Origin of the sequence: Paenibacillus sp. 203, assembly GCF_037027525.1 — a bacterium.
Lineage (GTDB): Bacteria > Bacillota > Bacilli > Paenibacillales > Paenibacillaceae > Paenibacillus > Paenibacillus polymyxa_B.
In genome coordinates this window covers 171,916-193,969 of record NZ_JAXCHD010000005.1, presented here as the reverse complement: position 1 = coordinate 193,969, position 22,054 = coordinate 171,916, and the positions used below count along the sequence as shown (strand labels likewise).

At 46.2% G+C, this 22,054-nt stretch carries 18 protein-coding genes; 5 read left to right on the top strand and 13 right to left on the bottom strand.

The features are described 5' to 3' along the window. Positions 1–15: 15 nt before the first annotated feature. The 3 genes from WA407_RS13235 to WA407_RS13225 form a co-directional block, all read right to left on the bottom strand. Positions 16–357: a cupin domain-containing protein gene (locus WA407_RS13235; protein ID WP_023989787.1), complete on the bottom strand. Its 342-nt coding sequence runs from the start codon at positions 355–357 to the stop codon at positions 16–18. A 74-nt stretch (positions 358–431) separates the two neighbouring features. Next, entirely contained in the window at positions 432–1,670 is a 1,239-nt protein-coding gene (locus tag WA407_RS13230) for a PTS ascorbate transporter subunit IIC (RefSeq protein ID WP_336077520.1), read from the bottom strand. Between the two features lie 333 nt (positions 1,671–2,003). After that, positions 2,004–3,026, bottom strand: a complete 1,023-nt coding sequence (locus tag WA407_RS13225) for a substrate-binding domain-containing protein (protein WP_336077519.1) — start codon at positions 3,024–3,026, stop codon at positions 2,004–2,006. A 338-nt stretch (positions 3,027–3,364) separates the two neighbouring features. Between WA407_RS13225 and WA407_RS13220 the strand changes: the two genes are divergently transcribed. The 3 genes from WA407_RS13220 to WA407_RS13210 all read left to right on the top strand — a co-directional run bounded on the left by WA407_RS13220 (position 3,365) and on the right by WA407_RS13210 (position 6,008). Continuing rightward, complete coding sequence (locus WA407_RS13220) at positions 3,365–4,558, top strand: glycoside hydrolase family 5 protein (RefSeq protein ID WP_254328744.1); 1,194 nt, start codon at positions 3,365–3,367, stop codon at positions 4,556–4,558. Positions 4,559–4,771: 213 nt separating this feature from the next. Further along, on the top strand, positions 4,772–5,407 hold the full coding sequence (locus tag WA407_RS13215; protein WP_336077518.1) for a LysE family translocator: 636 nt from the start codon (positions 4,772–4,774) through the stop codon (positions 5,405–5,407). Between the two features lie 271 nt (positions 5,408–5,678). After that, the gene (locus WA407_RS13210) at positions 5,679–6,008 is read left to right on the top strand and encodes a hypothetical protein (protein WP_061828748.1); all 330 of its coding nucleotides are present in this window, start codon (positions 5,679–5,681) and stop codon (positions 6,006–6,008) included. On the opposite strand, the gene WA407_RS13205 is transcribed toward WA407_RS13210, so the two are convergent. The 4 genes from WA407_RS13205 to WA407_RS13190 form a co-directional block, all read right to left on the bottom strand. Further along, positions 6,005–6,199, bottom strand: coding sequence for a hypothetical protein (locus WA407_RS13205; protein ID WP_254351073.1), 195 nt, complete (start codon positions 6,197–6,199; stop codon positions 6,005–6,007). The two genes, WA407_RS13210 and WA407_RS13205, sit on opposite strands and share 4 nt — an antisense overlap. Beyond that, positions 6,157–6,738 (bottom strand): NAD(P)H-dependent oxidoreductase, encoded by a 582-nt coding sequence (locus WA407_RS13200; RefSeq protein WP_103049409.1) that lies wholly within the window; start codon positions 6,736–6,738, stop codon positions 6,157–6,159. Before WA407_RS13200 ends, WA407_RS13205 begins: the two co-directional genes overlap by 43 nt. Positions 6,739–6,811: 73 nt before the next feature. Next, positions 6,812–7,396: a TetR/AcrR family transcriptional regulator gene (locus WA407_RS13195; protein WP_254328743.1), complete on the bottom strand. Its 585-nt coding sequence runs from the start codon at positions 7,394–7,396 to the stop codon at positions 6,812–6,814. A gap of 439 nt (positions 7,397–7,835) precedes the next feature. Beyond that, positions 7,836–8,486, bottom strand: a complete 651-nt coding sequence (locus tag WA407_RS13190) for a DUF4183 domain-containing protein (protein ID WP_268820010.1) — start codon at positions 8,484–8,486, stop codon at positions 7,836–7,838. A gap of 447 nt (positions 8,487–8,933) precedes the next feature. Between WA407_RS13190 and WA407_RS13185 the strand changes: the two genes are divergently transcribed. Further along, positions 8,934–9,347 (top strand): DUF4183 domain-containing protein, encoded by a 414-nt coding sequence (locus tag WA407_RS13185; protein ID WP_235308957.1) that lies wholly within the window; start codon positions 8,934–8,936, stop codon positions 9,345–9,347. A gap of 160 nt (positions 9,348–9,507) precedes the next feature. Here WA407_RS13185 and WA407_RS13180 read toward each other — a convergent pair whose 3' ends face one another. Continuing rightward, positions 9,508–10,245, bottom strand: coding sequence for a cyclase family protein (locus WA407_RS13180; protein WP_336077517.1), 738 nt, complete (start codon positions 10,243–10,245; stop codon positions 9,508–9,510). A 362-nt stretch (positions 10,246–10,607) separates the two neighbouring features. Between WA407_RS13180 and WA407_RS13175 the strand changes: the two genes are divergently transcribed. After that, a complete protein-coding gene (locus WA407_RS13175; protein ID WP_336077516.1) occupies positions 10,608–11,891 on the top strand; it encodes a pectate lyase family protein in 1,284 nt (427 codons plus the stop codon). A 147-nt stretch (positions 11,892–12,038) separates the two neighbouring features. Here WA407_RS13175 and WA407_RS13170 read toward each other — a convergent pair whose 3' ends face one another. From WA407_RS13170 to WA407_RS13150, 5 genes are all read right to left on the bottom strand, one after another. Then, positions 12,039–13,106, bottom strand: coding sequence for an ABC transporter ATP-binding protein (locus WA407_RS13170; RefSeq protein ID WP_013311421.1), 1,068 nt, complete (start codon positions 13,104–13,106; stop codon positions 12,039–12,041). A 214-nt stretch (positions 13,107–13,320) separates the two neighbouring features. Beyond that, on the bottom strand, positions 13,321–14,700 hold the full coding sequence (locus tag WA407_RS13165) for a sensor histidine kinase (RefSeq protein ID WP_235308952.1): 1,380 nt from the start codon (positions 14,698–14,700) through the stop codon (positions 13,321–13,323). 2 nt (positions 14,701–14,702) lie between these two features. After that, complete coding sequence (locus WA407_RS13160; protein WP_061828739.1) at positions 14,703–15,413, bottom strand: response regulator transcription factor; 711 nt, start codon at positions 15,411–15,413, stop codon at positions 14,703–14,705. A gap of 168 nt (positions 15,414–15,581) precedes the next feature. Beyond that, entirely contained in the window at positions 15,582–16,088 is a 507-nt protein-coding gene (locus WA407_RS13155) for a hypothetical protein (RefSeq protein ID WP_336077514.1), read from the bottom strand. 157 nt (positions 16,089–16,245) lie between these two features. Then, on the bottom strand, positions 16,246–21,966 hold the full coding sequence (locus WA407_RS13150) for a WIAG-tail domain (protein ID WP_336077513.1): 5,721 nt from the start codon (positions 21,964–21,966) through the stop codon (positions 16,246–16,248). Positions 21,967–22,054 lie beyond the last annotated feature (88 nt).

Here is a 22,054-nt window from a genome sequence, read left to right as displayed (position 1 = left end):
ATTTTGTAAGGGGATTTACAGAAAATCTGCACGTGCTGGTGTAAATGCATCTAGCAGAATACCGCCATCCTCCAGTGGGATACAGCCATGAAGAGTATCGGATGGAAAATGAATGCTGTCTCCTTCTTTGACGGTCTGGACTTCCTTGGTTTCGCCATTATCGATCATGAACTTAAAACTTCCCTTTATTACATAAGTAACTTGTTCATGGACATGCTTATGCAACAGGATCTCCCCTGTTTGGGCTTTAGCAAACATCACTTTGACATACATAAGCTGGTCGCTGTGGGCCAGCACTTTCCGGGTGGTATTACTGTCAACGATGTCAATTTGAATATCTTGGTCGTTAAAAAACATGGATAATTCCTCCTCTTTTTAAGCACAAATGATTTAGATAAGTTATTTTGAAAAATCTCATAAATCGATTTAGTTTAAAACCAGCGAAAAATAAGCCAAAGTACTCCGGAAAGGGTAGTAAAGTCGGGATCGGCGAACGTTACCCCTTCGGCACCCAAAAAAGAAAAGAGCGGCAAGGTGAGAGCCGGCAGCAGACAGAGCAAGAATCCATTAAGACAACTGGAAATAACAGCTCCTCTGAAACCACCGCTGGAATTGCCAAATATCGCGGCTGCACCACCAGCGAGGAAGCAGGCCATGATCCCCGGCACAATGACAGGCAATCCAACAAACGGAAAAAGAAAGACGCAGACAACGCCTGTGAAGAAGCTGACCAAGAAGCCTACCAGCGCGGAATTGGGTGATTTATCGAACAGTACCAGAACATCCACACCAGGGATTGCTCCAGGTGCGAACACTTGGGAGAAGCCTTTGAAAGCGGGTACAATTTCAGTTGTGAACAGCTTAACACCTGCTTTTGCGATATACAAGCCGGCAGCAAAAATAGCTGACTGTTCGAGGATAAAGACGATATATTCTTTGCCATCCGATAATTTGCTGACATAATCAGAACCAGCAACCAGTCCAGATATCAGTAAAAGCACAAGCATCGTCAAGGTCGTTGCAACATTAGGGTCGCGCAAAAAACTGATGCGGTCATTAATGTTCACATTTTCAGTGTCATTTTCACGGTTGCCAAAAACTTTCCCTAAATAGGTACCTAGAATGTATGAGGTCATGGAAGCATGAGCAATCGTATATTCATCCGATTTAATAATGTTTTTGCTGGCATTTCGGAGTAGGTAAGGAAACACCGCCATATAGCTCCCGATTACCAAAGAACCGACGATGATCGTAGTTAGCGAACTGAGACCCAGACCTTTCATAACGGCTGTAGCGGCAAAGCTCATAAACAAAATCAAGTGAAGAGACAAATAAATGTACTTGAACTTGGTCAGGCGTGCAAGCACGATGTTAAGGATCATGGAAAAGAGGAGAATGAGCGCAGCATCCGCCCCGATCTGATCAATGGTCAGTGCCATAATGGCTTCATTGCTGGGTACGACACCTTTAAGGTTGAACGCATAAGAAAAAATTTGGCTGAAGTTAGTGAGAACGCCACCTAAAATTCCGCCGCCGACCTTGATCATGGTGAAACCCATAAAAGAAAGGGTAGTTCCCGTAATGATTTCTGATACTTTCTTCCTCTGGAATATAAGGCCGAGTAATGTCACAATCGCGATAATGATGGATGGCTCCCTGATAATGCTCATAAACATTTCCATAGTGATCTCCGACTTTCTTTTATTTATTTTCCATTCTTACTAAATCGATTTAGTAATACTCGAAAAAAATTTCCCTTCCGGGAATGTAAAAAGAAGCAGAATCATTTTTTGTGAATTAAATCACAACTTACTCCATACATTATTCGTTTAAGCTCTATTCCCCCCCTCTCTTCAATCGCAATCATCACTAAATTCAGGACAACCATAAATGAAAGGCTATTCATGACTCGAATCATAAGATCATTATAGCTCTTTATTTCCTTTTTACAATAGAATTCATAAAAACGTTTTCAAAAAGATAAAAAGGACTTATTCAATCATTCAGTTCAGTTTTTGGACAGATTCCCTGTGGTTAATGACCGGATTCATTCGGATGATTTCTGACAGTTCCTTATGATCCTGTTCTTTTTGATCAATTTTCTCCAGCAGTAGCCTGGCACTTCTTTTCCCCATTTCAAAACTCGGCTGGGAAACGGTTGTGATCGGCGGATTATAAAAAGACGCAAAGGATACATCATCTATGCCAATCAAGGAAAAGTCATTAGGTATGGTCAGATGATTATTTTTTGCATAAATCAGTACCTGCTCCAAAATCATGTCATTCGTAGCAATAATTGCAGTGGGCGGATTCTCCATGTGGAATAGTTGTCCAATCAGATGAGGCATTTCATCCAACCTGCCGCTTTTGATGTAGTTTTCATTCACTGGGATGTCATGTTTGCCCAACGTATTTCGATAACCTGACAGTCGCTCACTTCGTGTAGTGATCGCTTTTTTGCCTAAGGGGAATGTGATAATCCCAATCTTGTTATGACCATGCTCAATGAGTGCTTCAACCGCAAGCTCGCTGGCCTTTTCATTATTCAATAGCACTGTGTCTACGCTGATTTCATCGATTTTTCGGTCCACAAATACGAAAGGATAGCCATTCTTGACAAGAGAAACATATAATTTCTTGTTCTCTTCCGTCGGGAAAATGATAAGTCCATCCACTTGCCGAGCAATCATCGACTGGACATACTTTTTTTCTTTGAGCGAATCATCATCGGTATTGCAGACAATGACCTGGACATTTTCCAGTTGGCATTCATCTTCAATGGCACGCACGACTTCTGTAGTAAATCTCGATAAAATGGTTGAAGAAATAACTCCCACAATGAAGGTCTTCTTCTGCTTGAGACTACGTGCCACCTCATTGGGTATATAACTGAGATCCTCAATCGCTTGCTCGATCTTCTTCTTGGTGTTTTCACTCATATAGTTGTATCTCTTTTGTAGAAACTGCGAAACTGTACTCTTCGACACCCCGGCACGTTCTGCAACTTCCTTCATCGTTGTTACCATAATTACCCTCCTTTCTTTTTCTGCATGTCAGGCGTGTTATTTTATCAAATATATATTCTGCAACCTGTATGTAAAGTGAATTTCACTTTATTATATACCTTCTTTTACAGCAGGAAAATATAATAAATAAAGAGTTAGAGCGAGCCATCCAGCCCATAAACAACCGCTCCCACAAAAGCTGGACACTTAGCTTAACCATCCGTTGTTACGAATCTATTGAATTCGAACGAAATCTTAGAAAGATACGAATTTTATGAACTTGTTTGATGGAAGATTTCAACATAAAATAAAAATGTAATCGGTTACAATTTCTTTTAAATAAAGGAGGAAGCAGAATTATGAAGAAAAAAGGAATGAAAAAAACATTTTTCGTCATTGCCTCCCTCGTAATGGGCTTCACATTGTATGGCTATACTCCCGCTTCAGCAGATGCAGCCAGTGTGAAAGGATATTATCACACCCAAGGAAACAAGATTGTAGACGAATCCGGGAAAGAGGCGGCATTTAACGGTCTGAACTGGTTCGGTTTGGAAACCCCTAATTATACCTTGCATGGACTGTGGAGCCGTTCAATGGACGACATGCTAGATCAAGTGAAGAAAGAAGGCTACAATCTGATTCGTCTGCCTTACAGCAATCAGTTGTTCGATTCCAGTTCTCGTCCAGACAGTATTGATTATCACAAAAACCCTGATCTGGTCGGATTAACTCCGATTCAAATTATGGACAAGCTGATCGAAAAAGCTGGACAACGCGGCATTCAGATTATCCTTGACCGTCACCGTCCAAGCTCAGGTGGGCAATCCGAGCTGTGGTACACATCCCAGTACCCTGAGTCTCGCTGGATTAGCGACTGGAAAATGTTGGCTGATCGTTATAAAAGCAACCCTACCGTCATTGGTGCGGATTTACACAATGAGCCACACGGTCAAGCAAGCTGGGGCACAGGCAATGCCTCCACAGACTGGCGTCTGGCGGCACAACGTGCAGGGAATGCGATTCTGTCCGTGAATCCGAATTGGCTGATTCTCGTAGAAGGTGTAGACCACAATGTACAAGGCAACAATAGCCAATACTGGTGGGGTGGCAACCTGACAGGTGTAGCCAACTATCCTGTCGTTCTGGACGTACCGAACCGTGTCGTATATTCTCCACATGATTACGGCCCTGGTGTGTCTTCGCAGCCATGGTTCAACGATCCGGCCTTCCCGTCCAACTTGCCAGCGATCTGGGATCAAACCTGGGGCTACATCAGCAAGCAAAACATAGCTCCGGTACTGGTCGGTGAATTCGGCGGTCGTAATGTTGATTTGTCTTCTTCTGAGGGGAAATGGCAAAATGCACTCGTAGACTATATTGGTGCCAACAACCTGTACTTTACGTACTGGTCCCTGAATCCGAATAGCGGCGACACAGGCGGTCTGCTGCTGGATGACTGGACTACCTGGAATCGTCCGAAGCAAGATATGCTGAGTCGAATTATGAAGCCTGTTGTTTTCGTAGCGGAACAAGCGAAAGCGACCGCCGAATAAGCCTATCGCCTGCTCCGCGTAGTATACTCATTGTAAAAGCCGCTTTCCCTCCTTCAGGATCAGGTTATACCAGACCTATGAAGAGGTGAAAAGCGGTTTTTTTAGGTAAACTTACATATACGTATAATAGATATTGAAGATTGACAATGAGCTATTTACTAAATTATCATTACCTTTTAATGTATTTCATAATGAAGAGGTGGTGCTCACAAAATGTTTGGAATCGTAAATTATGAAGTATTTTTGCTTACTGGAATCCTCCTAAATCTAATTCCTGGTGCAGACACCATGTATATAATCGGGAGAAGCATTGCACAGGGCAGAAAAGCCGGTGTGTATTCTGTTTTCGGTATCATTAGTGGTTCTTTGATCCATACGTTGTTAGTTGCTTTTGGTTTATCAATTATACTTACAAAGTCAATTATCTTGTTCAACATGATTAAAATAATTGGAGTTATTTATTTAGTTTATCTAGGGGCTAGAATGCTATTAGATAAAACAAATGCAAGTTTTAGAGCATCTGAATCCAATAAACAACACAGCAACAGAAAAACATATCTACAAGGGATGTTGACCAGTCTTACAAATCCCAAGGTTTCTTTGTTTTTCATTGCCTTTCTTCCACAATTTATTGATACAAAGGCTTCTGGGCCCATTCCATTTATCATTTTAGGACTTACATTTTCGTTCACCGGATTATTATGGTGCTTGTTTATTGCCTATTTTTCCTCTTACATTACCCAAAAAATAAAAGTCAACCAAAGGCTTGGCAGCTATTTAAACAAAATAACCGGGATAATCTTCATCGGATTAGGATTAAATCTTCTTCGAGCAAAGGCTCCTCAATAAACTTGATTAATTGTTCACAGTGTTCCACTAACAGGAACATTTTTGAATTCATCATATGACCACCTACATAGCTAAATGGTGGTCATATTTTTTTTCAAAAATCGACACAATAAAAAAATAGCAAACTAAGCTTTTTCTCCCCTTTTTGACACATCCCTTCCAGTTTTACACATTGTAAATCCCACAATGAATGGGTCATTTTGTAAACTAAATCTCTCTTTTAACCGATAAATACATATGTTGGATTTAAATTTAGGAAGGAAGATTTCATGTGATTATTTGGAAGGGTTTCGGTATTTTAAACATCGTTATTCCAGGGATTTTATTTGTTATTGTCGGGAGTTTAGTATCCGCTCTAGGGCTTGACTCCATAGATTCCCGGCTACCGATGGCTTTTGTGTTCATTGTGTCGGGGGTTATTATCTGGTACTTGGGAAAAGCGCTTAACGCCGACTCGGACAAAGTGCTAGTCGATATGGAAACGGGGCAACGTTATCGAATGGGAACCCAGCACAGTCTGTTTTTTATCCCTATGCATTATTGGGGCCCTGCCGGTCTAGCGATCGGATTTATTTTAATCGTTGCATCGATATTTATTTAACGTTGATTGCAAACATGAGCGATTCCAAACACCGCAATGCGAGCCAGTTGCTCCCATTGCGGTGTTTTTTCTTTTTGAAGGTCAATTATGATCAGATACCACCATGGTTTACCTGTAGCCAATGGATTTGGGGCAGGCAGGCGAAAACCTAGCTCATGCTTCGTCCCAGCTGCTCCACCTTGCTCAGCCAATCGTTGCGCTGCTGATCCGATAATTTATTCATGAGATCAATCGCAGTAGAATGCACTGGTTTGACACCACATAGATGCAGCGTGGAATCCTTCATCATTCGATGCCCAGGCTGTCCCTGGAAAAATCGGTAGTACCAGTGTGGACCGTCCATCGTTGTAATGAGGCGGGCCGTTCTTCCTTTTAGAAGCTTGTCAGGCAGGGGTTTTCCTTTTTGATACTTAAACGCAAATCCCGGCATAAAGGTACGGTCAATGAATCCTTTCATTAATGCAGGCAAGCTGCCCCACCAGATCGGAAAGACAAAAACGAGATGTTCTGCCCATTTAATCGACTCCTGTGCTTGAATCAAATCAGGCTCCAGCGGCAATTTATTACGATATCCACCTAATAGATTTGGATTAAAATCAAGCTCGGATAGCTGCAACAAACGAACCTCTGCCCCTGCAGCCTTCGCCCCTTTTACATAGGATTGAGCCAACGCTTCTCCATAACTGCCAGCGACAGGATTCCCTTGAATTACCAATATTTTTTTAGACATATAAACTATTCCTACCTTCATATTATGTTTTTAGTTAGAAAACACTAACTTTATATTTAAAAAGAAAAGGTCACTACTGACCTTTACTTAATAAAGCAGTTAAACGTTGTTTGACCTCTGTTGCAAATGGGACCAACTGCTGTGGAAGTTCACCTTCCAGGCTGGACACGGACAAGCGTGTAATAGCTCCAATGATGAGCACACCGGATAGCTGGACATCCTGCTTCGGCAGTTCACCTTGTTGAATCCCCTGTTCGATGAATTCAGTCAACGCCTCCAGCGGCTGACGGACATTTTGGCTCTGGCTTGCTTCAACATACAGCTCATGATGCTGTGATAGTAGAAGCAAGCCATACTGGTCCTCATCATGCATATTCAGCACTTCATCCACCAGTTGATGGAAACGACTGACAAAGCTCCCACTCTGCTTGCGATAGAAGTCAATTAATGTGGTGTAGCTATTGCAATATTGCCCGAATACTTCCAAAGCCATCGCATCTTTACTCTTAAAATGCTTATAAATCGCGGCATCCGTCACACCGGCAGCCTCTCCAATTTCTTTGACTGAAATCCCGTCAATTCCTTTGGTTGCAAATAAGCACATCGCTGCCTGCAGAATATCTTTCTTTTTGCTGTCTATATGTGTTTTCTTATTCATAAGCTTATAGTAAGCGATAACTAACTAAAATGCAAATTATATTTATGCAGGCTCATTCCCCCTTCATACCTTCATTTAAAATATATTGGTTTTAACCTAAAATATATGTTTTATAAGTGAATGATTATAAATACCTTAAATCATACGTGTATCACCCCATTTTATTCATATAAAATAGATATGTAATCGAATAAAACGGGCGCTAGAACAGGTGGGACTCATTATGCTTGAGATGCACGCAGTCACCCAGCAGGGAAAAGACTCAGGCAGTCTTAGCCTATGGAGCGACGAGCACATTTCCCCGCTGCAAAAAAATCGTGCAAGCTATCCATGACCAAGGCTCCAAAGTCGGTCTTCAGCTTTGGCATGTCAGACGCAAAGGCTCGTTGCCCCAAGAAACAGCTGTATCTGTCTCTGGGTTGCCTCACCGCAAACCGTATCATCCACTGGATCGCACACTAAATTGGACAATTTCCACAATAATAGGTGTGCCGGAGAGAATTGCCTCTCCTTCGTTAAGGCGAATCGTCAGCGATGAAGGTGTTAGGCTATACAATGTGCTTTCTTGTATCATGCCATTAATGTATAGATTGGCGTAACTGTTGCTTCCGACATTAAAACGCTGAAAGACCTCCTGTACACCATCTACTGAAAATTGATCTGCCATAATCGTGATTGAAGATTCAATTGTAGCAGGCGCAAAATAAAAATACCGCTCAGCCGTAGGAACAATTTCAATATTTGAAATGTCAGCTGCCGGGCCGGTTGGGCCTGTTATACCTTGGGCTCCAGTAGGGCCCGCTATACCCTGTGCTCCAGTAGGGCCAGGTGCACCTGTTGCACCTGAAATACCTTGAACTCCAGCCGGACCTGGCACTCCTGGCGCTCCCCGTGTTCCTGCTGGACCCTGTATTCCTGGTATTCCTTGGACTCCCGGTGCTCCCGCAGTTCCCGGTATGCCTTGCGCTCCTGCTAAACCTGGAATGCCTTGTACTCCTGTCAAACCAGTTTCACCCTGTAACCCTGTCAAACCGGGAATGCCTTGTGCTCCTGCCGAACCCGGAACACCTCGCTTTCCTGTCTGGCCCATTCTTTTCCTCCGCTTGACAGGAATATTTCTACACCGTCGTTGCATGATTAGTTTTCGATGCTTTTTGGCATGGAAGCCCGTTTTTGTTCTACCTTTGAATGAATAACTTGTTTTACACTTTTTACGTTTGTTGATCTTGCAATGTACGGTTCTCTTTCCTTGCCTTCTTAGTGATGAATCGCGTCTCCTCATACCAGCCGTATACACCTCCTTCTCACATGCTTATTTATGTATTGTATGCATATCCCCCTTTAGGGTTTTAGGCATTTGTAGCATGCCGATCCCAAGTATCCGCTTCCATTTATATTTGTAGCAAAATAGGGCTTCTCCATTTACCCTATTATTAATAGAAAGGTTAATATGCCGTTTCCAAATAGGTTGAAAAATCATTTATTGATTATGAGCCAGCGAATGGCTCATTACCAGTAAAGAAAGGAGATGAGAACTATGCCAATCATAAAACCTGTGTTCACAGCAGTAGCTACAGCTCCAGTGTCAACAGGTGGTGCCGTAACCACTACTATAGCCCCAGCCACGACTCGCTTTTTTGCAACCATTACAGCCGGGATGATCGGCGCAACAACAACAACTGTTCCTGCCGCAAGTTTTGTAGATGACGCAGATGCTCCAGTTGTTGCTTTGCCGACATTAGCGGCTACGGATTCTTCTAATTATTATATTAACGGAGTTATTCAGCAGAGCTCCTTATTCACTCTAACCACAGCAAGTTTGGTCATTGCCTCCGTAGATATTACACCAGGTGTCCCAGTTGTTATAGAAATAACAGATTTTAGCAGTACAACCTCCACCATATCAACTCAGCCCACCATCTCTGCCCCTACCGTAACGATTATCACTTAAGACGTTTCATCATTTTGATTCAAGATGGACTGAACGGTCATTCACGCTGTACATTACCCCATATAAGCTAGAAAAGACCGATTCAGATGTCGATATCTGAATCGGTCTTTTAGTTCAAGATGATTATATAATCGTTTTCAAATGACTGGGTACTGTATGATTAAGGCAAAATAGCAAAGGAGCGCACCGGAAATCCAGGGGAATCTTGAATGCTCGGAACGATATTATATATAACCGCGCCCGTCGGGGGCAGCTTGTCCAAATTCGTCAGCACCTCAACTTGATACCGATCCTGCTCCAATATGTAATATTCCCCTGCCAGCTTGCCAGCATTGCGATAAGCTACAGAGGAATCAGTATCTAGTGTTTCATGTCCGATGGCAGCTACATTCCGTTCTTCTACCAAAAAGCGTAGCGCTTCCAGCGACCAGCCCGGACAGTGTGCATCTCCAGCGTCGTCCTTGTTTGAGAAGGCATCTGAATCAGGCCAACGTTTGCTCCAATCACTGCGAAAAGCGACAAAGGACTGATCAGCAATGCGTCCATGCTCTTTCTCAAAGTCCAAAATATCCGCAACCGTAAGTTCATAGTCAGAATTGGCTGCAACGGCTGCTGAACGGTCAATGACAACTAGCGGCAAAACCAGTTCCTTCAACGAAAGCTCATGCAAGTAACGTTTGCCCTTCACAAAATGAACGGGTGCGTCAATATGAGTCCCATACTGACCGGGAAAGCAGTATTGTTTTACAAAAAAGCCATCGTCGTGGGTAAACAGGGTATCCACCTGAACATTATCGAATACTGGAAAATGAGGGATTTCAGGATAAAAAGCGTGAGACAAATCTACCCACTCTTTTTGCTTCAACAACTTCAAGATATCTACTAAATGCTCTGCCATGATGCCCATTCCTCCTCAGCTTTATTACAAGCCATTTTACCTGAGGATTCTTCAATAATCTATAAATCGAAATGAAATCGTTAACATTCTGAGAAAAACACATAAACAATTCCATATATTCATATATACATTTCCTATTCCGTGTGATTGTTAACGTTTTCATTTTTACATATACGTCTTGATTGGAAAAAGAAGGGGTATATTGAATTATATAAAAAATTCGACAAAATTTTTAGTATGTAACTTTTATTATATTAACAAATACTGGAACACAAAGTATGATAGAAAATGTAGAAACCACAGGAGCACCCGGGACTCCCTTCGTTCATCTACTCCATTAATCCAATATACGGAGGTATTTTATGAAAAAGAGATTTTCACTCGGAATCGCAGCGGCTCTACTGTTCACTACTCTGGCTCCTATAGGTGCACCTGCTCATGCAGCCAGCGATATTGGCAAGGAGACGCTCGGCAGCAAAAACGGATGGGCAGCCTTTTCTACAGGCACAACAGGTGGAGCTACGGCGACTACCTCCAATATTTTCACCGTAACGAATCGAAAGCAACTTGTCGATGCCTTAGGCAAAAGCAGCAACACAGCGCCTAAAATTATTTATGTCAAAGGCACGATCAATGCCAACGTCGATGACAATAATAAACCGTTAGGATTGGACGACTACAAGGACCCTAAATATAATTTTGACGCCTACCTCAAAGCGTATGACCCATCCACCTGGGGGAAAAAGGCTCCGTCCGGCACTTTGGAAAAGGCACGTGAGGCTTCACAAAAAAATCAAGCCAGTCGTGTTATTATTGATATTCCGTCCAATACAACCATTGTCGGGCTGGGTAGCGACGCCGTCATTAACGGTGCAAACCTCCAGCTGAAAAAAGGGACAGACAACGTTATTATCCGTAATATCGAATTTCAGGATGCCTACGATTATTTCCCTCAGTGGGACCCAACAGACGGCAGCACAGGCAATTGGAATTCGGAATATGACAGTATTACAGTTAACGGCGCCACACATGTATGGGTAGACCACAATACCTTCAATGATGGGTCTCACCCCGATAGCCAAAATGGCACCTTTTACGGTCAAGAATACCAGCATCATGATGGACTTCTCGATGTGATCAACCAAGGCGATCTGGTTACGGTTTCTTACAATCATTTTTACGATCATGATAAATCGTCGATTATTGGCAACAGTGACAGCAAAACAGCAGATGAAGGAGCTTTACGTGTAACCTTGCATCACAACTATTATGAAAACACGGTACAACGCACACCACGTGTACGGTATGGACAAGTCCATCTGTACAACAATTACTATACAGGTGATGTAAAACGCTCCGAATATCCTTCACTGTATATATGGGGTGCAGGTAAATCCTCCAAAATCTTCGCCGAAAACAATGTCATTGACGTTGCCGGTTTATCTGCAGCTAAAATCGTGACTGTCTTTGGAGGAACTGCCCTGTCAGATACGGGCACAATCCTGAATGGACAAGCTGTTAACGCAGGCTCCAGCGTGGGTCTTAGCTCCTCTGTAGGCTGGAAACCATCGCTGAACGATAAAATTTCCCCATCCGCCAGTGTGAAGGCAGAAGTCACTTCCCAAGCCGGTTCCGGTAAGCTGTAAACTCTGCCCGCTAATACCAATAACCACAGGCGCATACAACCCTGCGATTTTACACCAAAAAGGCTGCTTCCTCCGTAGAATGATTCCACACGGAGAGAACAGCCTTTTTTTATTTCTCATTGGTTTAGTTATAAATTACGTTGCGCATTAACTGCCGTATTGTTCTACCAAAACCGGCTTTTCAAATGCGTTATCCAGCTTGCGAAGTTTAGCCTTTACCGCTTCTGGTGGCTCAACCGCAGGCGCATCTGGATGCAGCAACCATGATTTTACAAAATGCGTATCGGATAATTGAAAGAGTGGAGGCTCTTTCTCAAAGTCAATTTTCATAGCATAAGAACTGCGGGCTGCAAAAGCATCCCCTACAGGTGGGTGAAGCAGATCCGGAGGCGTCCCCGGAATAGCTGCCAGCTTCTGACCATGGCTGTCCAAACTTGGCATAGAAGCGAGAAGGCCCCATGTATATGGATGTTTCGGGTTGTAGAAAATTTCATTAACCGTACCTGTTTCCACGATTTGTCCTGCGTACATAACGGCAACACGGTCCGCCATCTTCGCCACAACACCGAGGTCATGCGTAATAAAGATGATGGAAGTATCAATCTTTTTCTGAAGATCTTTCATCAGCTCCAAAATTTGAGCTTGAATCGTTACGTCCAACGCTGTCGTCGGCTCATCGGCAATCAGAAGTTTCGGATTAGCAGCCAATGCCATCGCAATGACGACACGTTGACGCATACCGCCACTAAATTCATGCGGATATTGGTTAAAACGCTGTTCAGGATGTGGAATACCTACCAGATTCAGCAACTCAATACCCCGCTTGCGAGCAGCATCCTTGGATATTTTTTCATGCTTGAAAAGCACTTCCGTGATCTGCTTGCCGACTTTCATCGTCGGGTTAAGCGAAGTCATTGGGTCCTGAGAAATCAGTCCAATTTCCTTACCACGAATTTTTTGCATCTGTTTTTCTGTTTTATTAATCAGCTCTTGTCCGTCAAACATAATTTGACCCTTTTGATAGATGCCCGGAGGGGTCGGAATCAACTTCATAACAGCTTGTGAGGTTACGCTTTTGCCTGAGCCGGATTCGCCCACAATCGCCAGCGTCTCTCCTTTATTGACATGAAAGTTTACGCCACGAATGGCCTGCACTAGTCCCTGACGGGTCTTGAAAGATATCGTTAAGTCCTTCACTTCCAAAAGGCGGTTCATCTCATCACTCTTTCATTTATTATTCATCACTATTATTGACCACTATCTAAAAAAACGACGTCCAAGAGTCAAGGTATATACGATTAATTTTACTCAGTTTAGTACCTACCAGTCAAGCTATATCTAAAATATCACCAAAAACCTCTCATACTATGTTAGATAAATGGGATATTAGGCCGAAAAAACGATCATTTTTACCCATTTTTGTACTCATTTATAACATGTGTTGGATATAGCTGAAGCGTGCTCCACCCAATGGCGAACGGGTGCAGAGTAGTTCTCCGTTCAATCGGGTAGCAATTTGACGACAAATAGCCAATCCAAGACCTGTGACACCATTCGAGCCCGCATAGAATCTTCCGAACACCTCGGCTGCCTCTTGTTCGGTCAGCCCTCCTCCATCATCATCCACATGCATAACCCATACAACCTCCGGTGTTGTCCCTGTCTCCAAATGAATGACAACCTCCGTAGAGGTGTGCCGAACTGCATTTTGCAACAAATTCAACATCATACGGAACAATTGCTCGGCCGGAACGGCCACATGCAGGCCCTCTCCCTCCACTCGAAGCGAGATAGAACGTTCAGCAGCCACCGGCATCAATAGATGAACAGCATCCTCCGCCATGCTTTTAAGATCAACCAGAGAGACAGGCCATTCCTCATTCAGCGCTTCCAGCCTTGATAGCTGCAGCAGCTTTTCCACCATATCAATTAACCGCTGGGACTGCACTTTGATGATACTCAGCCCCTCGTCCTGGGATACCACTTGATCCTGAATGGCATATACATAGCCTTGAATGGACATTAACGGTGTCCTTAGCTCGTGAGATACATTTTGTAGAAATTCAATTTGACCCTGATGGTGCTGCTGAATACGGGCAGACATGGAATGAAAGGTACCGATCAGCTCGCCAATCTCACTTTTATCCGCCTGCGGAAAATCACTATCCTGTGGCTGATTCGGTTCGTAGTTGCCTACCGCCTCTTTCAATCGTTTGAGTGGACGCACCAGACGTGAGACAACCATCAGACCAATGACGAGAATCACCAAAAATCCCGCGATGATAGACAGTAATGTGGTTCTCATTAACGGTACATACAGTGCTCTCAAGGAAGATAAGGGTGAGTATACAAAAATACGAAAAGGTTGTCCGGGCAATTCTTCATTCGTAAACAGTACCTTTTTACCTTGAAGCACAGCTACCCCTTCATGTGTAGCGGTCAGATCCTGGGGAGACGGATGAACCGATGCAAAAAATCCCTGGCGGATCAAAAGCAAACGCTCGATCTTTTTGCCTTCCATTCCAGAGACGCTTGAGTCGATGATACGGTTATCCGTGCTTAAAATAAAGTAGTCGGCAGATAAAAGCACGCCCTTGATAACATAGTTGAATTCAGCATTATCCAGTCGATCAAAGCCTCCGTCGCTCATAATATGGACGGCTTTACGCGCCTGCTCATGAAGCTTGGATTTAGCCTGATTCACCAGAATGTCGTCGATAAGCCTGATGAATAAAACAACCGTAATACAGACGGTAATAAGCATGGCGATGGACAGGGAAAGCAGTATTTTAGCTCTCATCGTACGCATGGTTACAACTCCTGAACCGTTGCTTTATATCCGAACCCCCATACGGTGTTAATGACGAGCGTAGAGTGATATTCAGCTAACTTTTTACGAATCCGTTTGACCAGATCATCCACGACTCTCACATCACCTATAAAATCATAGCTCCACACCTGCTGAATCAGATGTTCCCTGCCAAAAGGTCTTTCCAGATGATTCGCAAGAAACAGCAGCAGGTCGAATTCACGTGAGGTCAAATTTAGCTCTTGTCCGTCCACTGTGACTTTACGAAAGTCAGCAAAAATACACAGATTGCCCGCATGGCAAAGATCTGCGCTTCCTGCCGCTTGCCTATCGTCCGATGCAGACATTCCGGCCTTGCTCAGTCTCAGCATCGCTTTAACCCTTCCTACCAACTCTCTTGGATTAAAGGGCTTGGTCAAAAAATCGCTGCATCCCAGCTCCAGCCCGTGAATACGGTCGTTTTCTTCTCCACGGGCAGAGATCATAATGATCGGCATTTCTGTAAAATCACGAAGCTGAGTCAGTAGAGAAAGCCCATCAATGCCAGGCATCATAATATCAAGAACGAGACAATCCGGACGGTTCGTACGGATATGCTCTACCAGTGTTTTACCACTGGAAAAGGAAGTGACCTCGTAGGATTCTTTTTTCAAATATTCAGATATTAATTGCAAAATGAACACATCGTCATCCACTACTACTATTTTTGTCATGGCCTTAACCCCTTGCCGTTGTTCTGGATGCTTCCATCCTCTCTTTAAGCTTAACAGAAGCCCAGCAGAATAGACAAAAGACGGGTATACCGTTCCCGGTCCCGTCTTTCTTATCATGAATCGCTGCTGTATATGCCAGGCGAGCTGAAAGCTAATTACACATCAATCTTATTTCTTGGTTGTTACTACTTTAGCAGCTGTTTTTGGCGCTGTTTTCACTGTTTTTGCTGGGACTGCTTTTTTAACTGGAGCTTTGTGAGTCACTTTTTTAGCTACGACATGATGTGCACGAGTTTTATGAGCTGTTGCTTTGTGTTTAACAACATTATGTTTTTTTGCATGATGTTTAACTGTACGGTGCTGCACTTTCACTGCTTTTGTTTTGTGGCTAGCCACTTTTTTCGCAACGGATTTTTTAGCAGGGGCTTTCTTCGCTTGGGTTGTTGTTTTATGAGCCGTTACAGCTTTTTTAACAGGTGCTTTCACCACAGGTGTTTTCGTCACAGGTGCTTTTGCCGGTGTTTTGGTAGCCGGAGTCGTAACCACGGGAGCTTTGATCGCTGGTGCAGTGCTCGCTGGAGTCGTTGTTGCTGTAGCTGCGAATGCACTGCTTGCTCCTCCCAGTACACTTACTACGGTCAATACGGCTGCTGCATTTTTAGTCCATTTTTTCATGATTGAATCACCTCTCCTTTAAAGTATCTTTAGCTTATCAGGAGAATTCGGGATAATTGTGGAGCAATTGTGTGAAAAGTATATGAAAAAGCGTGCAGCTTTGTATTTAGAAAATACATGAGTCTGCACGCTATGAGTTCTACAATAACCATCTTCACTAGCCAATGGCGATCCAGGAAATAATACCATAGTTATGCGCGGTTTCGTTCCACTTGGTTACGACGATCACTGCTCCATTCGGCGTCTGAGATTTCAACGTCGCATGAAAGAGAGGGTGGTTCGTCATCGCTACCAACGTGTAGTCTGGGTTTACAAAAGGCTCCCCGAATACAATGGTCACTTCCGTCTCTCCTTCACTACCTTTCAAAAGAAACGGCGCTCTGCCAAACTGCTGCAATGCGGGCTGATTCGCACAAGTACGGACCGGAGTGATGCTCAAATGCTCCGGCTTCACTGCGTTCAGCTCCAGCTCACGTGAGCCTACAGAGCCTTCCACCAGATGATGACCCTCAATGCTCTGCTCTGCCACATGATGGCTTTGTACCGCAGCAGCCTGCAGATGCTCTGGACCCACAGCTTCCGGGCTCAGTACCTCGCTGTCGACGGCCTGAGCTTGCAGATGGCTGCGAGATATACTGTTTGCCTGAAGTCTGTCGCCACTGACACCTTCCTCTGGCAAAAGTCCGGAGAGATGAATATCTGTGGACAGCTGAGCCAGTGTCACCGAGCCCGACTTTAGGTGATGCGAATCAATAACTTCCTCTCCAATGTGGTGGCTTTCAATAGCTTCCTCAGCCACATGGCGGGACTGTATCGTTCCATCTGCAAGCTTGCTGGACGTCACCGCACCTTCCTGTATAGCATCCTCAGCTACCGCCTGCCAGCCTACATGCTGTGGCTGAATTGCCCCTGCTTGCAGATGTTCCGACTGGATTGAATCCAGCGCGATATGCCTGGACTGCACCACTCCCTCTGCCAGTGCTGACCCTTGGATCGCCCCATCGGCCAAATGTTGAGCGTGTACGGCATGCTCCGTCAAATGCACGGAGTTTACGCTAGCTTCTGCCAGATTCGAAGCACGCACCGCCCGAAGCGCAAGCTTCTCAGCGTTCACGCTGCCTGCCTGAAGCGCGTGAACTGATACACTCCCGGGTGCAATATGCCGGGTCATCACTGCCGAAGCCTCCAAATGGGCAGAGGTGACAGATTCAGGAGCCAGATGGCTCGACTGGACGGCCTCTTCTGCCAAATGATTGGCTTGCACCGCTTCGTCCGTAATATGCCACGGCTGGACCGAATGAGGAGATATTTTGGCAGCAGTCACACCATCATCTGCCAGTTTGTCGGACGTAACGGATTCATCCTGCAAAGCATCGGTTGATATTGCTTGGGATGCGATATGCACACCCTGAATGGTTCCAAGATGCAGATGGTGCGGCTGAATGGACTCCGGTGCGATATGCACGGACTTCACCGCCCCCTCTGCCAGCGCTCTGTCCTGTACTGCGCCCGTTGCCAAGTGCCGGGGGTATACGGCATGCTCAGACAACTGTGAAGGGCCGACGCTGCCTTCCGCGAGATTCGCCGCTTGCACCGAGCGTGCCGCCAGCTTTTCCGAGGTGACGCTTTCTGCTTGAAGCGCACGACCTGACACACTGTCCACAGCCAGATGTCTCGCAAACACCGAGGAAGCCTGTAAATGGGCAGATCTGACGGATTCCGGGGCCAAATGGTTTGACTGGATGGCCTCTTCTGCCAAATGATTGGCTTGCACCGCTTCGTCTGTAATATGCCACGGCTGGACTGAGTGGGCAGACAGCTTGGCGGCAGTCACGCCCTCATCCGCCAGCTTGTCGGACGTAACGGACTCATCCTGCAAAGCATCGGTCGATATGGCCTGTGAGGCGATATGCACACCCTGAATGGTTCCAATTTGTAGATGATGCGACTGGATGGACTCCGGTGCGATATGCACGGACTTCACTGCCCCCTCTGCCAGCGCTCTGTCCTGTACTGCGCCGGGTGCCAAATGCCGGGGATGTATCGCCTGCGCAGACAGATGTGAAGGACCGACGCTGCCTTCCGCGAGATTTAACGCTCGCACCGAGTGTGCCGCCAGCTTTTCCGAGGTGACGCTTTCTGCTTGAAGCGCACTACTGGATACGCTATCCGAGGCCAGATGGCTCGCAAGCACCGTCGAAGCTTGCAAATGGGCAGATCTGACGGATTCCCGGGCCAAATGGTTGGACTGGACAGCCTCTTCTGCCAAATGATTGGCTTGCACCGCTTCGTCTGTAATGTGCCACGGCTGGACCGAGTGGGCTGACAGCTTAGCGGCAGTCACGCCCTCATCCACCAGCTTGTCGGACGTAACGGACTCATCCTGCAAAGCATCGGTCGATATCGCGTGTGAGGCGATATGCACACCCTGAATGGTTCCCGTTTGCAGATGATGCGATTGGATGGACTCCGGTGCGATGTGCACGGATTTCACTGCCCCTTCTGCTAGCGCTCTGTCCTGTACTGCGCCCGTTGCCAAGTGCCGGCTGTGTATCGCTTGCGTGGACAGATGTGGAGGGCCGACGCTGCCTTCCGCGAGATTCGTCGCTTGCACCGAGTGTGCCGCCAGCTTTTCCGAGGTGATGCTTTCTGCTTGAAGCGCACTACTAGATACGCTATCTGGAGCCAGATGGCTCGCAAGCACCGCTGAAGCCTGCAAATGGGCAGAGGTGACAGATTCCCGGGCCAGATGATTGGACTGGACGGCTTCTTCTGCCAGATGTTTGGCTTGCACCGCTTCGTCTGTAATGTGCCACGGCTGGACCGAGTGGGCTGACAGCTTGGCGGCAGTCACACCCTCATTCGCCAGTTTATCGGATGTAACGGACTCATCCTGCAAAGAATCTGTCGATATGGACTGTGACGCGATGTGCTCTCCCTGAAAGGTTCCAATTTGCAGATGATGTGGCTGGATGGATTCCGGTGCGATGTGCACGGACTTCACTGCCCCCTCTGCCAGTGCTCTATCCTGTACTGCTCCAGCTGCCAGATGCCGAGTGTGCACCGACTGCGCAGAAAGATGTGAAGGGCCGATGCTGCCTTCCGCGAGGTTCATTCCTTGTACCGAGCGGGCTGCCAGCTTTTCCGAGGTGACGCTTTCCGCTTGAAGCGCACGACCGGACACACTATCCGGGGCCAAATGTCTCGTGAGCACCGAGGAAGCCTGTAGATGCACCGAGGTGACCGCTCCTGCAGCCAGATGTGCCGAATCCACGGCCGCCACAGCCAAATGGTTGCTTTGTACAGCTTCGTCCATAATATGTCCGGACTGCACGGCATGGGCAGACAGTTTGGTGGGAGTTACGCTTCCCTCCGACAGTTTGGCAGAGGTGACCGATTCATCCTGTAAGGCCGGAGTCGCTATAGCCTGCAATGCGATATGCTCTCCCTGAATGACCCCGCTTTGCAAGTGCTCCGATTGGATGGATTCGGGCGCAAGATGTACAGACTTTACAGCGTTCTGGGCTAATTCCGTCTCCTGTACTGCTCCTGCAGCCAAATGCTGAGTGTGTACGGCTTGCGCAGCCAAATGTCCGGGACCCACGCTGTTTTCTGCCAGATTGGAAGCCTGCACAGCACGGGCCGCTAGCTTCTCAGAGGTGACACTTTCTGACTGAAGTGCATGACCGGATACACTGTCAGGGGCGAGGTGTTTGGTTTGGACCGATGCAGATTGCAAATGATTAGAGGTGACGGATTCCGGAGCGAGATGATTCGCCTCCACCGCTTCAACAGCCAGATGGTTACTCTGCACCGCTTTATCCGTAATATGCCACGGCTGCACGGAACGAGCAGACAGCTTAGAGGAAGTGACACTACCCTCAGCTAACTTAGGAGCTGTAATCGCCAAATCATTGATTTTATCCGTGGCCACACTTTCCGGCGATAGTTTCAGTGAAGTAACGGCATGATCCTGCAAATGATGGGAGTACACCGCTCCGCTGGCCAAATGCGCGGTTTGAACAGCGCCTTCCCCTAGTATGTCTGCGGTAACGGACTGTTCTTGCAAAGCTGAGGTTCCAACACTGTCTTCCCCAAGATGTTTGCTCAGCACAGAACTCTGGGCCAGATGGGTCGAATCGACGGATTGAGCCTGCAATGCCTTTCCACCCACACTGTTGTCGGCAAGGTGGTTTTCACGAATTCCCCCCGCTGCAATGTGTGCGTGTGTAATGGCTTGAGGGGCAATCTTATTTCCAGTTACCGCTCCTGTGGCAATTTTAGGTTCTGTCACTGCTTCGTCAGCAATTTTGTCAGACTTAATCGCGCTCGAAGCAATGTGATTTTCCTTGACAGCCTGATTCGCCACATGGTGTTCCAGCACTGCCCCCTTCCCTAATTTCTCGCTCGTCACAGCCCCGGAATGCAAATGTTGTTCCGTAACCGCCTCCGATGCAATATGATCTTTTCGAATGATTTCGGACTGGAGGTGTACGGAAGAGACTGCCTCCGGAGAAATTTGGGGACCTTGTATGGCTGCTGTAGCAATATGTCTGGTAAGTACCGCCTCGTCGGCAATTTTGTGTGGTAAAATGCTCTGATCCGATATCTTGGATGAAGTGACGGATTGATCGACAATTTGCAATGAGCCTACAGATTGATCTGCCAGTTTATTGGACTGAATGCTCCGATCCGCCAGGTGGCGGGCTGTCACTTGGCCCGTTCCAAGCTGCTCTTCCCCGATGGAGCCAGGACTCAGATGCTTTCTTTCAATCGCTCCAGCCTGAATGTGCGCACTGGTCACTGCCTCAGACTCCAGATGGCGCCCGCTGACAACGCCTTCCTCCAATTGTTCCTTGCCCACAATTCCATTGGATAGCTGCTTACGATTAATCGAACCGGGGGCCAGATGCCTTGCATGAACGGCATGCTCGGTCAGGTGTGCACTCTCAATGCTGCCAGCTTGGATTTTAGCTCCATCCACAGCACCATCCCGCAGTTTGGAAGTGGTCACAGATTGATCGCCCAGCTTGGAGCTGTCGACAGCTTCATTAGCCAAATTGTTCGATTGAATCGTACCACTGCGAATTTTATCCGAGGTGACCGACTGATCTTGAAGCATATCTGAAGACACGATCCATTGCTTGAAGTGACGGCTCTCAATGGAGCCATTCGCAATATGATCACCACTGATAATCTTATCAGCCAGCTTCTCAGGAGTGATGCTGCCATCTCGAAGTTTTTCACCACCGATGGAGCGATCCTGCAATTTACTGCCTGACACCGATGCGTCCGACAGATGTTCCACCGTAATGGAGTCTGCGGCAATCTTCGAAGAAGTCACAGCACCGTCGGCTATCTTAATCGTTTGAACGGCATAATCCGCCAGAGATTCCGTGTGGATGCTCTCTTGTTTCAGCTTGCTGAAATCTATGGAAGCGGGAGCGATCTTCTCACCCGTCACAGCAAAATCGCTCAAATCGTCTGTATAGATGAAAGCATTGTTTACATGTGGGGCCTTCTTATTGCTCAAAATTTCCTCCACATCAATTGGATCAGGTTCTGGCTCTGGCTCCAGCTCTGGTTCTGGTTCTAGCTCTTGGGGTTCCTCTATCGACACTTGAGTCTCCTCAGCATCCGCACCTTCAACCTCTGTCTCATGCGAAACCTCGATTTCAGGTTCGACAACAGTCTGTAGCTCCGGCTCCTCTTTGGTTGGGGGAGGCGGAGAAGCAACTTGATGAAGTCTTGCTTCTGTCTCCCTCTCCGCAGGCTGTGGCTTCACGCGCTGTATCATACTTAATTCATTCATATCCGGGTCAATTACACTATAGAGCGGCTTTTTGTTTCTTATGGTTTTGCGGCTCTTATTCTTCAAGCAGCTCTCTCCCTTCTCGTATTTATCGTTACAGCATCATATGCAGGCCCTTAGGCACTTGCCACCCCGTGCAAGGATACACTTTTGG

Coding starts and splice junctions, on each gene's coding strand:
- WA407_RS13165 (WP_235308952.1), bottom strand. CDS start 14,700: ATGCGTACGATGAGAGCTAAAATACTGCTTTCCCTGTCCATCGCCATG.
- WA407_RS13190 (WP_268820010.1), bottom strand. CDS start 8,486: ATGGGCCAGACAGGAAAGCGAGGTGTTCCGGGTTCGGCAGGAGCACAA.
- WA407_RS13155 (WP_336077514.1), bottom strand. CDS start 16,088: ATGAAAAAATGGACTAAAAATGCAGCAGCCGTATTGACCGTAGTAAGT.
- WA407_RS13160 (WP_061828739.1), bottom strand. CDS start 15,413: ATGACAAAAATAGTAGTAGTGGATGACGATGTGTTCATTTTGCAATTA.
- WA407_RS13200 (WP_103049409.1), bottom strand. CDS start 6,738: ATGTCTAAAAAAATATTGGTAATTCAAGGGAATCCTGTCGCTGGCAGT.
- WA407_RS13185 (WP_235308957.1), top strand. CDS start 8,934: ATGCCAATCATAAAACCTGTGTTCACAGCAGTAGCTACAGCTCCAGTG.
- WA407_RS13225 (WP_336077519.1), bottom strand. CDS start 3,026: ATGGTAACAACGATGAAGGAAGTTGCAGAACGTGCCGGGGTGTCGAAG.
- WA407_RS13170 (WP_013311421.1), bottom strand. CDS start 13,106: ATGAACCGCCTTTTGGAAGTGAAGGACTTAACGATATCTTTCAAGACC.
- WA407_RS13220 (WP_254328744.1), top strand. CDS start 3,365: ATGAAGAAAAAAGGAATGAAAAAAACATTTTTCGTCATTGCCTCCCTC.
- WA407_RS13215 (WP_336077518.1), top strand. CDS start 4,772: ATGTTTGGAATCGTAAATTATGAAGTATTTTTGCTTACTGGAATCCTC.
- WA407_RS13195 (WP_254328743.1), bottom strand. CDS start 7,396: ATGAATAAGAAAACACATATAGACAGCAAAAAGAAAGATATTCTGCAG.
- WA407_RS13175 (WP_336077516.1), top strand. CDS start 10,608: ATGAAAAAGAGATTTTCACTCGGAATCGCAGCGGCTCTACTGTTCACT.
- WA407_RS13230 (WP_336077520.1), bottom strand. CDS start 1,670: ATGAGCATTATCAGGGAGCCATCCATCATTATCGCGATTGTGACATTA.
- WA407_RS13180 (WP_336077517.1), bottom strand. CDS start 10,245: ATGGCAGAGCATTTAGTAGATATCTTGAAGTTGTTGAAGCAAAAAGAG.
- WA407_RS13235 (WP_023989787.1), bottom strand. CDS start 357: ATGTTTTTTAACGACCAAGATATTCAAATTGACATCGTTGACAGTAAT.